The 12365-nt window shown below is 62.4% G+C and carries 7 protein-coding genes; 5 read left to right on the forward strand and 2 right to left on the reverse strand.

The genetic code is table 11. The features are described 5' to 3' along the window. Positions 1-915: a Fe(3+) dicitrate ABC transporter substrate-binding protein FecB gene (locus tag NDJ82_RS01710; protein WP_099586705.1), complete on the reverse strand. Its 915-nt coding sequence runs from the start codon at positions 913-915 to the stop codon at positions 1-3. 183 nt (positions 916-1098) lie between these two features. Then, entirely contained in the window at positions 1099-3504 is a 2406-nt protein-coding gene (locus tag NDJ82_RS01715) for a TonB-dependent receptor (RefSeq protein WP_250924838.1), read from the reverse strand. Between the two features lie 458 nt (positions 3505-3962). On the opposite strand from NDJ82_RS01715, the gene NDJ82_RS01720 reads away from it, so the two are divergent. The 5 genes from NDJ82_RS01720 (at position 3963) to NDJ82_RS01740 (ending at position 12322) form a co-directional block, all read left to right on the forward strand. Beyond that, positions 3963-6647, forward strand: coding sequence for a winged helix-turn-helix domain-containing protein (locus tag NDJ82_RS01720; RefSeq protein ID WP_250924839.1), 2685 nt, complete (start codon positions 3963-3965; stop codon positions 6645-6647). A gap of 104 nt (positions 6648-6751) precedes the next feature. Continuing rightward, positions 6752-8836 (forward strand): hydantoinase/oxoprolinase family protein, encoded by a 2085-nt coding sequence (locus tag NDJ82_RS01725; protein ID WP_112196095.1) that lies wholly within the window; start codon positions 6752-6754, stop codon positions 8834-8836. A 13-nt stretch (positions 8837-8849) separates the two neighbouring features. Continuing rightward, positions 8850-10508 (forward strand): hydantoinase B/oxoprolinase family protein, encoded by a 1659-nt coding sequence (locus NDJ82_RS01730; protein WP_112196096.1) that lies wholly within the window; start codon positions 8850-8852, stop codon positions 10506-10508. 64 nt (positions 10509-10572) lie between these two features. Further along, a complete protein-coding gene (locus NDJ82_RS01735) occupies positions 10573-11463 on the forward strand; it encodes a hypothetical protein (RefSeq protein WP_250924840.1) in 891 nt (296 codons plus the stop codon). A 34-nt stretch (positions 11464-11497) separates the two neighbouring features. Next, on the forward strand, positions 11498-12322 hold the full coding sequence (locus NDJ82_RS01740; RefSeq protein WP_158878737.1) for an aspartate/glutamate racemase family protein: 825 nt from the start codon (positions 11498-11500) through the stop codon (positions 12320-12322). Positions 12323-12365 lie beyond the last annotated feature (43 nt).

Raw genomic sequence — 12365 nt, forward strand, 5'->3', positions numbered from 1 at the left:
TTATTGGCTCAGTACGGCGTTGCCGCCCTTGAGAATCGCCAGGGCGTCTTCGGCGATCTGCTCCGAGGCCAGCACCCCACGGTTGCGCGCCCAGCTGTCGCCATCCACTTCGGCCACGTGTTGATTACGTACGGCGCCGAGCACTTGCCACAGCGGTTGTTTGCTCCAGCTGTCGACGATGCTCGGGCGGCGGTAATGGCCGACCAATAACCAACCAGGATCCAACGCCAGCAGTTGCTCCAGGCTGACGAATTCGGTAGGGGCGGCATTGGCGCGCACCGACGGCACTTTCAGGCCAATGGCCTGGAGCACGCTGCCGGCGTAGGAGTCCGGGCCGTGCACGGAAAAGCTGTCTTCGCGGGCGACGCCGAACAGCACACTTGCACCGGCGGGGATCTGCTGGGCAATCTTGTTCAGGTTCGTGCGGTTCTGGGCGATGCGCGCTTGCATCTGCGGGCTCTTGCCCAGCGCCTTGCCGATCAGCTCGGCGGACTTGAGGCTGCCCTCGTAGTCTTCTCCACGGGACGGCAACAGCAGGGTCGGCGCGATGCTGGCCAAGTCGCTGTACAGCGCTTGATGGCGATTGAGGTCGGCGACGATCAGGTCCGGCTTGAGCCGGGCGATTTCCTCGATGCTCGGCTGCGAGCGCAGGCCCACGGATTTCCACTGGCCGATGGCCTGGCGCACGCGGGGCAGCACGCGATTGGCGTCGCCATCATCGGCGGCACCGACCGGCGTGACGTCAACGGCGGCGAGGCTATCGAGAAAGGAGAACTCCAGCACCACCACGCGCTTGGGCGCATCGGGCAGATGCACTGCGTGCTGGCCGTCGTTGAGGTCGATGGGGGCAGCGTTCAATACGCTGGAGGAGAACGCCAGGACGCAGGCGGCAAGGATCGGGATGGAGCGCAGCATTGGCATGACAGGTACCTCGGCGTTAAAACACCCCAGCTGGACAGGCTGGGGAAAACGGCGGGTACTATTCCATATCAGGGCAGCGTGATCAAAAAACATTCTCATTAACTGATGCGTTTCCACCTGTGGCAAGCGGGCTTGCTACAGGTGAGAAGGCATCAACCCACACAGGATGCACAGGTATCAGAAGTCGACAGTGGCCGACAGCAGGTAAGTGCGCGGGGTCGACAAGGTCAGGCCCGGCTCGCTGTCATCCGATGCGCCCGCCGAACTCCAGTAGCGCTTGTCGGCGACGTTTTCCACATTGGCCCGCAGGGTGATGTGTTTGTCGTCGACCTTGAACCCGTAGCGTGCACCCACGTCGATGCGATTCCAGGCATCGATTTCCTTGACGTTGGACTGGTCCAGGTACTGCGAGCTGGAATGGATGCCACGGCTGGTCAGGGTCAGGCCTTCGAGCATCGGCACGTCCCATTCGGCGCCCACGTTGACGTTGTACTTGGGCGTGGCCGGAGCGCGGTTGCCGTCCCAGGTGCCGTTGGTGGTGTCCTTGAGTTTGCTGTCGATGTACATCACACCGCCGAGCAGGCGCACACCCTTGAGCGGTTCGCCGAAGACACTCAGCTCGGCGCCGGTGTTCTCACGCTTGCCGTTAGGCCCGAACAACCGCGTGGTCGCGTTGGTCTCGTAGGCCGGTTGCTTGATGCGGAACACGGCGGCCGTCACGGCGAAGGCACCGGCGTCGTACTTGGCGCCCACTTCCACCTGGCGACTGACAAACGGCGGGAAGATCTCGTCTTCGTTGCGCGAGGTGGACGGCGCGATCTTGCCCTGGCTCAGGCCTTCCATGTAGTTGGCGTACAGCGACAGTTTGTCGGTGGCCTTGAACAGCAAGCCGCCGGAGGGCGAGAGCTTTTCTTCGTCGTAGTTGGTTTTGCCTTTGACGCCATCGCTCCAGTCGTCAACTTTTACCCGCTGCCAGCGCGCACCGAGGGTCAGCAACAGGCGGTCTTCGAAGAAGCCCAAGGTGTCGGAGAGGGCCACGCCGCTGAAACGGTTTTCGGTGTAGACCTTCGCATCCTGACGCGTGGCCACGGACGGCGTCGCGGTTTGCACCGGGTTGTAGAGATTGCTCGTGCCTTCCGGATAACGCGCGCCACCGTTGGTGAAGTCCATGTAGAAATCGCTGACGGCCAGGTTGACCTCATGGCTTACCGGTCCGGTATGGAACCAGTTGCGCACGCCCACCGTGGCCGTACGCACGTTTTCGTCACGGGTAAAATTGCGGGGCTGCACACGGAAGTCGCCGGCCGCATTGCTCACCGACACTGCATGGCGCAGAAATTCGTGATTACTTTTACGCGCCCCCACGCCGCCGTAAAGCATCACCGAGTCACTCAGGTCATATTCGGCATTCACCGTGCCGAAGGTGTCCTTGGTGCGGGCCTTGCTCCAGGATTGCGCGTAGTTGCGGCGCACATCGTTGGCGCTTGGCACCGGCGCGGCGACGGCGACCTGCACACGCTCTTGCGGTGCATCGGTGTCACGCTCGGTGCGGCCGATGTCGGTGGACAGGCGCAGGCGCTCGCCACGGAAATCCAGGCCCAGCACGGCCATCTCGCGGTCGACGCTCTGGTGATCCCATTCGGTATCGCCGGACTGCTTCACGCCGTTGAAGCGCAGGCCGAACTTGTTGTCCTCGCCAAAACGCCGGCCCACGTCCACCGCGCCGCCGGCCTGGCTATCCGAGGCCCAACTGCCGGTGAACGAGGTGATGTCCTTGTCGGTGGCGCGCTTGGGCACCACGTTGATCCCGCCGCCCACACTGCCACGCGGCGAGATGCCGTTGATCAACTGGGTCGGGCCTTTGAAGATGTCGACGCGGTCGGCCATTTCCATGTCGATGGTGTAGGTCGGCAGCACGCCGTAGAGGCCGTTGTACGACACATCACTGTTGAACAGGCTGAACCCGCGAATGGTGAACTGCTCATAACGCCCACCGGCCGGGTTGGTAGCGCGTACCGACGGGTCGCTGTTGATCAGGTCACCGAGGGTGCGCGCCTGCTGGTTCTTCACCGCATCGGCGGTGTAGGTGGTCATGCTGAACGGCGTTTCCATGAAGTCGCGCGTGCCCAGCAACCCTTGGGAACCACGGCGCGCCACTTGGCCACCGGCGTAGGTGTCGCCGTCGTACAGGCCGGTGGTGCCGAGGATGGAAGTCGGCGCCAGTTCCAGGGTGCTGCCCTCCGGCACCGGCATCAGCATATAGGCCTGTTCACCCATGGGTTGCAATTGCAGGCCGGAGCCTTGCAGCAAGCGTGCGAAGCCCTCTTCCACGCCGTACTCGCCGGACAAACCGCTGCTGCTGCGCCCGCTGACCAGCGCCGGGTCCACCGACAGGTTGACGCCCGACAACCCGGCAAAACGGGTCAGCGCCGCGCTCAGGCTGCCGGCCGGCACTTGGTAGCTGCGGCGGGCAACGCTGTCTTCGGCAAAGCTGGTGGGGACGAACAGCGGGCTGGCACTGAGGCTCAGCATCAGGCTCAGTTTGAGCAACGGGCGCAAGCGCAAGGGTAGGACTGCGGGCATGGGGAGAAGCTCTCGATTTTGTTCACTTACCTGCAATGACAGGCGAGGTGAGAAAAAGGGACAGGCTTCGACATTTATTTTTCAGCCTATGGGTATATCCAGCCCCACTTTGACCCGGTCCAGCGTGGAAGAAGCGGGTTTGGCCATTCGGAGCGTGCTCGACAGGGTGAGGAAATTTATCGAAAACAGCCTCGATTCATCTTCAGGGCAGGCCAGAGAATTGGGGCGGCCAACGAAGTGTCCGTTCTCGCACAGGACACCGATAAGCTCAGCATGCTGACGCTCGCACTCCATGAACGCCTACGACAAAAAATAGCGCCCACTGAATGCAAAGGCTGTAACACAGTTAACCAACGCCTCCCCAGGATTGCTGCTACAAAAGCGCCAAAGCCTCTTCACCAGTGACGCTTACCATGAATCAAAAGCCCCCCTCCCATTCATCAAGCGCAGGGTACTGGATGGGCAAGCTGACGCCGCCGCAGGTGCTGCCGACGTCTGTTGCACGAGAAGCACTCCTGGCTTCCATGAAGGAGAACGCACTTGTCCCCCTGACGCTGTTGACGGCTCCAGCCGGCTACGGCAAAACCACCCTGCTGATGCAATGGCATGCAGCACTGCGGCAACAAGCACCCGATACCGTATCGGCTTGGCTGTCGTTGGATGACGCTGATGTCGAACCCAACCGCTTTCTTGCCTACCTGATCCTGGCCTTGGACCAGGCTGGCGTTGAACTGGCGCACTTGCCCCACCTTGCGGCCTCGCAGGCATTGGACGTGCAGCCCCGACGTACACTCAATGCTTTATTGCAGGCACTTGCCCGGGAAAACCGTGTAATCACCCTGTTTCTGGATGACTACCATCTCGCTGCCAATCCCGAGGTAAGCGCCCTCTTGAGCCATTTGCTGGAGCACGCGGCGCCTTGGCTGCACTGGGTGGTGGCCAGCCGCACACCTCCAGACTGGCCATTGTCACGCTGGAAAGCCAAGGGCTGGGTACACGAAGTCTGTGCGCAGGCGTTGACCCTGTCCCTTGAGGAAGCCCGCGACATTCTCGGCGCTGATCTGGACGCCACTGCCTTGTGCCAGATACACAAGGCCACCGAAGGCTGGGCCGTAGCGGTGCAACTGGCTCGTTTATGGCGCACGAGTAATGACGGCTCGACTTACGGTTTGAGCGCCTTCTCCGGTGGTGTGGCTGATGTTGCCAACTACCTCACCACGCACATCTTCACCCGCCTGTCCGAAGACTGCCAATCACTGCTGCTGCAGACGTGCCTGCTGCAACGCTTCAATGCCGACCTGGCAGACGCGGTGCGTGGTCGTCATGACAGTGCCGAACAGCTGCGCCAGCTTGCGCACCTGGACACCTTGCTGATCCCGCTCGATCCGGAGCGCCAATGGTTCCGCTACCACACCCTTCTGCGTGACTTTCTGCGTCTGCGTGTCAACAGCCGGCAGCGCCAGTCTATTCATCGTGCGGCGGCACACTGGCTCGCGGGCCAGAGGGATTGGAGCCAGGCCGTTCACCATGCGCTCAAGGCTGACGACATCCCCTTGGCAGTGAACCTGGTGGTCAGCGCGGGTGGGTGGGAGCTTGTGCTGCACCATGGCATCCGCTACGCCCAAAGTTTGCTGCAACAGTTCGATGCCGCCACATGCAGCGACCATCCCGATCTCCTGCTGCTCCAGGCCTATCTGCACGCCAAGCTGGGTGATCACGCGCTGTCGACGCAATTGTTGCAACGCGCCAGCGGCAAGGTCGTCGGGAACGCGCGATTAGCCCGCGACCTTCACGTCATCCAGACCCTCGCCGCAGCCTATCAGGATCGTCTGGACACTCTTGATGCCAAAACCCTGACCGTCCACGCCCACTCATCCCCACTCGACCAGACACTCGCACAAGCGACCCTGGAGTGCGTGCTTGCCCTGGCCGCCCTGACGCGCGGAGAACTGGACGCGAGCCTGCGCAGCATCAGAGACGCGCACGTCAAAATGCGCGTCATTGCCAGCCCACGCGGCGAAAACTATTGCCGCATTCACGAAGCGCAAGCCCTGGCACTCGCTGGACGTGTCGACGCCGCCGGTGTGTTGCTGGAGCAGGCCCTGACCTTTGCCACCCAGCAATTCGGCCAGGAAAGTTCGTTGCGGGCGCTGGTGGGCTGTTTCAAGGCCAGGCATCTGTATTGGCAAGGTGAATGGGCGCAGACCCCGCCTTGGCTTGAGGACGGCTGGGCCGCGCTGGAGCATGCCGACGGCTGGCTGGATATTGTCGCCGTAACGGCTGAAGTCACCTGGCGCACACGCTTGCGTAGCCATGGCCTGCACGCGGCGCTATTGGAACTGAACCATGTGGAACAGTTGGCCAATGCCCGCCAATGGCCACGTCTGTCAGGGTTGGTGCAGGCCTGGCGTATCGATGCGTGGGTGCAAGGCGGACAATTGCCGACAGCGCGCCAAGCGCTCTTGCAGATGGATCTGGAGCGCACCGCCAACTGTGCCCAAGACTGGCGTAGCCAAGAAGCCGCCACGCTGGCGTTGGCTCGCATGCAGTTGCAGAGCGGTTTTTCGGCTGCGGCGCTGACCCGCTTGCGACGTGCCGCGACAGAGCTAGAGACAAAAGGGCTACTGCTGCCGGCCTGGCGCCTGAGGTTGATGGCCTTGGCCGCCAGCAGCAAGGTGCGAACACTTGATGCCAAGGACACCGCACAGGCCCTGGCCCCGATCATCCAATATGGACTGCCAGGGTTGCTTCTGGAAGTGGGGCCTTGCCTGCTGCCGGCGTTGTTGGAGTATCCGACGCCGCCGCCCATGCTCACCTCGGTGATCAAGCGGTTGCGTGGCTGGCGGGCGCATCCCATGCCTGCCCATAGCGTGTTGAGTGCAAAAGAACGCCAGGTACTGAGCCTGCTCTCCCACGGTCAATCCAACAAAGCCATCGCGCTCGCATTGGACATCTCGGAAAACACCGTGAAGTTTCACCTCAAGCACCTGTTCGCCAAGCTGGGGGTGGACAAACCGCACAGCCGCAATCAGCGCGGCACTGCGCCAAGGCTATCTCGACGCCTCGCTCTAAGCCGCCAGCCTACCCAACCGGGTAGGTGCAACGGGCAATCGCTCGTCCCCTACCCGCCCCACCCGTGGTAACTCGCCCCCTGCACTGCCTAGCATCGTGACCATCCGCAGAGGATGGTCGCGACGGCGGTCATCTCCTGTGCCTGACAAGAACAACAAACTTCAGGAGATGCACTGTGCAATCAAACCGCAAGACTGTGCGCGTCGCGACCGATGTGGGGGGCACCTTCACCGACTTGGTGTATTTCGAGAACGACCCCGTCACCGGTCAGCAGACGATCCGTACCGCCAAGGTGGATACCACCCCGCCGAATTTTGCCCAGGGCATTCTGAACGTGATCCGAAAGGCTCGGGTGACCCTGTCGGAGGTCGACTTTCTCGCCCACGGCACCACGGTGGTCATCAACGCCTTGACCGAACGCCGTGGGGTCAAAACCGCCCTGATTACCACCCGGGGTTTTCGCGACATCCTGGAAATCGCACGTGCTAACCGGCCCGACTATTTCAACTTGAAGTGGGTCAAGCCTGCACCGTTTGTTCCGCGCTACCTGCGCCTGGAGATTGCCGGACGCCTCTGCACCGATGGGCGCGAACGCGAGCCGTTGGCGCTGGATGAACTGCCGGCCATGATTGAGGGCTTGCGCGCCAATGGTGTTCAAGCCATTGCCATCTGCCTGCTGCATGCCTATGCCAATCCCAGCCACGAACAAGCGGTGCTGAACGAGGTAAAACGCTTATGGCCCGAGGTCTCGGTGGTTGCCTCGCACCAGATCACCCGAGAATGGCGCGAATACGAACGCTCCAGCACCACGGCCCTCTCGGCCTATGTGCAACCGATCGCCGCGCGCTACCTTGATGAGCTGGAAGCCGGCCTGCGCAGCGAGGGCTATCAGGCGCCTCTGTACATCATGCAGTCCAATTGCGGTGTCGACAGCGTGGCCCATGCACGCGATATCCCCATCACCATGGTCGAATCGGGGCCGGCCAGTGGTTTCTGGGCGGCGGCCGAACTGGGCCGGTTGATCGACGAGCCCAACCTGCTAGGGCTGGACATCGGCGGCACCACCGCCAAATGCGCGCTGATCCGCAACGGCCAGGTCGCGATCAAGACGGACTATTGGATCGAACGCGACCGAATCAACGCCGGCTACCCGATCATGGTTCCGGTGGTGGACCTGGTGGAAATCGGCAATGGCGGCGGTTCAATCGCCTGGGTCGACGCCTTCGACAAACTGCATGTCGGCCCACAGTCCGCCGGCGCCGTGCCCGGCCCGGCCGCCTATGGCCATGGCGGCAGCGACATCACCACCACCGACGCCAATCTGGCGCTGGGCCGTATCAATGCGCAGTACTTCTGCGGCGGCGAAGTAAGCGCCGACCTCACGGCCGTCGCCCACGGCTTCAACGCGCTGAGCGAACGCCTGCAACTGCCTGCCGATGAGATCGCACGCGGCGTGATACGCCTGGCCAACAACAATATGGTCAACGCCTTGAAGCTGGTGTCATTGAGCCGTGGCCACGACCCACGCGAGCTGACCCTGATGGCCTTTGGCGGCGGCGGTGCGCTGCATGCAGTGGCCCTGGCCCAGGAACTGGGCGTTAAAAAGGTCATCGTCCCCCGTGGGGCCTCGGTGTTCTCGGCATGGGGCATGACGCTTTCGGATCTGCGTCGTGATTTGTTCATCAATCGCTTTGTTGACGCCACACAGTCACAGGCCCTTGAGCACACCCAAGCGTTCCTGGAGGAGCTGATGGCCAGCGCCCGCGAGCAGTTCACGGCCGAGGCGGTGCCCCCGGAGCGGGTCGAACTTCAGGTGCATTGCAAGCTGCGTTACCAGAACCAGGAGCATTCGGTGGAAGTACCGCTGGGCCTCGATGAACGCCTGGACAGTGACTGGCTGCATATCGCACAGCGCTTCCACACGCTTTATGAACAGCACTACACCTATCGCCTCGAAGCGCCGCTGGAGATTGTCGGTTTCCATCTGGTCGCTGTCGCCCAAATCGACAAGCTGATCCCCCAGGCTCTGCCCATCACCGGGCGCACGATTGACGCCGCCCGCAAAGGCCAACGCCTCGTCGACTATGCCACGGAGGGCATCCACGAAGCGGCCATTTATGACTACGCCCTGCTGGAGCCGCAGATGTGCTTTGACGGCCCTGCCGTGATTGAGGACGCCGGCACCACCGTCGTGGTTCACCCGCACAACCACGTGCTCGTGGACCGCCTCGGCAACCTGCACATCACGCTCAACGGCTGACGGGATTATCACCATGCATACACTCGACATCTTCACCCGCGACATTATCCAGAACTCGCTGCAAGCCATTGCCGACGAGATGTTCGCCGCCATGCGCAAAGCGGCAATGAGCCCGGTGATCTATGAGGTGCTGGACATGGGCACCGGCATCACCGACGCCAACGGTGAGATCGCCAGTTCCGGGGCCGGCATCCCGGCCTTTGTCGGCGTGCTGGACAAGGCGGTCAAACAGATACTGCTCCAACATAGCGGCCCCGACGATATCCAGGACGGCGATGTCTTCATCTGCAACGACCCTCACAGCGGCGCGGTGACCCACCTCAATGATGTGGTGCTGGCCATGCCGGTGTTCGCCGAGGGACGCCGTGTGGCCTGGACCGCCAACATTGCGCACTGGAACGATGTCGGCGGCATGGTGCCTGGGTCACTGTCGACCCAGGCCACCGATATCTTCCAGGAAGGTCTACGCCTGTGCTCGGTCAAGCTGATCAGCCGCGGCCAACCGATCCGCTCCGTATTGCAGATCCTGCGTGCGAATACACGCATGCCGGACTTCATGGAGGGCGACCTGTGGGCGGGTGTGGCCGCAGTACGAGGCGGCGCCCTGCGCCTACGTGAGCTGACCGCCAAATACGGCACGGACCTGTTCCTGCTGGCCATGCAGGACTTCATGGACTTGGGCGAAAAGGTGTCGCGCAAGGCCCTGATAGAGCTGCCCAATGCCTGCCTGTTTCTGGAGGAACCGCAGGACGATGGCAGCCTCTTCAAGGTTACCGTGCAGATCCATGACCACACGCTGACCATCGACCTGCGCGACAACCCCGATCAGTGCGCAGGGCCGACCAACCTGAGCCGGGACGGAACCGTAGTGGCGGCGCAGATGGCCTTCAAGGCGCTGACGGCACCGCAGGGCATCACCAACGGCGGCACCTTTCGTCCGCTCACCGTGCTGACGCGTCCCGGTTCGCTGTTCGATGCCCAGTCGCCGGCGGCTGAAGGCTTCTATTTCGAGAACCTGATCCGCGTGCATGACCTGATCCTGCGCTGCCTGGCGCAGCAGTTCCCCAACCGCCTGCCCGCCGGCAACTTCGCCTCGGTCTGCGCCACCATTATCGGCGGTCGGCATCCGGACACCGGCCGCGTCTTTACCCTGGTGGAGCCAGAGATCGGTGGCTGGGGCGCAGAGCCCGGGCGCGATGGCAACAACGCGGTTTATTCCGGGCTGCACGGCGAAACCTACAACTGCCCGGTTGAGGTCTGCGAGGCCCGCTATGGCCTGTACGTGGAGCGCATGGCGCTGAACGACGAACCGGGCGGACATGGGCAGTTCCGGGGCGGTCGCGGTATTTGCATCGACTACCGCGTGCGGGCCGACGGCAGCTTCCTGACCTGCGGTTACACCCGCTCGGTTGTGCCGCCGTGGGGCCTGCAAGAGGGTCTGGACGGCACGCCCAACTACGTCGAAGTCCTGCGTGGTGACCACCCGCCGGAACGCTACGCCATGGCCAGCGGTGTGCCTCTGAATGCGGGCGACCTGGTGCGCGTACGCACCGGTGCCGGCGGGGGCTACGGGCCACCTGCCGCACGTGACCCCGCAGCCGTGCGCGACGACCTGAAGAATGGCTACCTCGACGAGCCAACCGCCTACGCCGTGTACGGCGTCATGCCCTGATCAAACCGGCCGCCAAGCGGCGGCCTTCCCATGCGTTCACCTACAACAATAAGAGGGAACCGTCATGTTGCAACATCCGTTATCGCGCTGCGGCGCTGTGGTTTCGCTGGCCCTGGCGTTGGGCAACAGCCCTTCGGCCCACGCCGAACAGTTCATTGGCTTTGGCCAGCCAGGGTTACCTGGGCGCTGGGCCTTGGAAACCTTTCCCGTGTTCAACCGCAACGTCGACGGCACTGTACGTGCCGGGGGCAATACGGTGCTGGCGTACTTTTCCGAAACCGGCTTTACCGACACTACCCGCGATCAATTGCAGTTCTGGGTCGGCGCCGTACCGGGTTACGCCAGTACCCAAAGTGCGAAGAACACCAGCCCATGGGGAATTGCCTCCCCCAATCTCGGTTTAGCCTACTACTACAACGTGCTTGAACCCACCAGTGCCTACGGCGCGGCGGACTACACCACGTTCTGGATCAACCCGACGCTGATGGTCGAGTTCCCCAACGGCAACGACAATGTCGCCGGCCACGGTGCCTTTGCCAACCGTTACGCGGTCAGTTTCAGCGTGGCCAACTATTGGCGGCAGGGCAACTTCGCCGCCACCTTCACTCCCGTCGGCGTGCATTACGCCGCACGCAATCGCAACGCCACCGACCTGGGTGACGGCGATCCGCGCCAATTACGTGGTGGCATCAGCTACTGGTTCGCCGACATCGCCGCAGGCTACCTGGTGCGCGACGACCTGTGGCTGGGCCTGCACCACGTCTACCACGTCAACAACCGTGCGGCCTCCAGCTTTGCACCATCGCGGGTGGGAAAGATTGGTCCCTCCATGACCTACACCGGGTTTGCCCAACAAGAGCTCTACCTGTCCGCCAACATAAATGTCGATTACTACCACAGCGCCAACCTGCCGCGTTCCACTGAGCTGACCATGGCGCTGGTGAAGTTCTTCTAGCCCTGGCAACCCATTTAAATTGAGGACATCCCGCATGGATACTGCAACAACCCCTCCCCTCCAGCCCCACGATGTACCGGTTTCGGTACGCTGGCTCAATCCGATTGGCTGCCCCACCTTTGATGCGCCGATTGCAGACTTACTGCACGGCATCAAACAACCGTCGACCCACGTTGAGGTGGTGTCGTTTGATATGACGTCCAGTCCGACACACCTGGAATACCGGGCCTATGAGGCTCTGACCTATGAGCGCACCGTCCGCATCGCCCGCGATTGCGCCCAGCAAAACATTGATGCCTTGGTGATCGGCTGCTTCTACGACCCGGCGCTGGAAGACGCACGGGAAATTTCCGGCAACTGCCTGGTCGTCGCTCCCTGCCAGGCGAGCCTGCAGGTGGCCGCACAACTGGCCAACCGCTACTCGATTATTGTCGGGCGTGACAAATGGATGGAGCAGATGCGCGAGCGAGTACGTGGCTACGGCGCAGGGGATCGGCTCGCGTCGATGCGCGCGTTGGGAATGGGGGTCGATGAGTTTCAAAAAGATCCCACCCTTACCCGGCGACGCATCATTGAACAAGCCTTACTGGCCGTCGAAGAAGACGGCGCCGAAGCCATTATTCTGGGCTGCACCATTGAGTTCGGCTTCTTTGAGCAAGTGCAGCGTGAGGTGGGCGTGCCGGTCATCGACCCCGTCGTGGCCGCATTCAAGATGGCCGAAGCCATGGCCGGCATGAAGCAACGTTTCGGCTGGTCGCCCAGTCGCGTTGGCAGCTGCGAGCCGCCGCCTGAAAGCGAAATCAAAACCTTTGGCCTGTTCCAGGGCCCTGTGCCCATCGGCAATCGCGTGGACGCCTAGCCCCTCAACCTTGAGATGGCCGAGTGGCCATCTCCCTCACAGG

It is taken from the genome of Pseudomonas sp. SR18 (genome assembly GCF_023701505.1).
GTDB classification, from domain to species: Bacteria; Pseudomonadota; Gammaproteobacteria; order Pseudomonadales; family Pseudomonadaceae; genus Aquipseudomonas; species Aquipseudomonas cyclaminis.

Excerpts from the sequence above, each read along its gene's own strand:
- NDJ82_RS01740 (WP_158878737.1), top strand. The coding sequence starts at position 11,498 with ATGGATACTGCAACAACCCCTCCCCTCCAGCCCCACGATGTACCGGTT.
- NDJ82_RS01720 (WP_250924839.1), top strand. The coding sequence starts at position 3,963 with ATGGGCAAGCTGACGCCGCCGCAGGTGCTGCCGACGTCTGTTGCACGA.
- NDJ82_RS01730 (WP_112196096.1), top strand. The coding sequence starts at position 8,850 with ATGCATACACTCGACATCTTCACCCGCGACATTATCCAGAACTCGCTG.
- NDJ82_RS01710 (WP_099586705.1), bottom strand. The coding sequence starts at position 915 with ATGCTGCGCTCCATCCCGATCCTTGCCGCCTGCGTCCTGGCGTTCTCC.
- NDJ82_RS01715 (WP_250924838.1), bottom strand. The coding sequence starts at position 3,504 with ATGCCCGCAGTCCTACCCTTGCGCTTGCGCCCGTTGCTCAAACTGAGC.
- NDJ82_RS01735 (WP_250924840.1), top strand. The coding sequence starts at position 10,573 with ATGTTGCAACATCCGTTATCGCGCTGCGGCGCTGTGGTTTCGCTGGCC.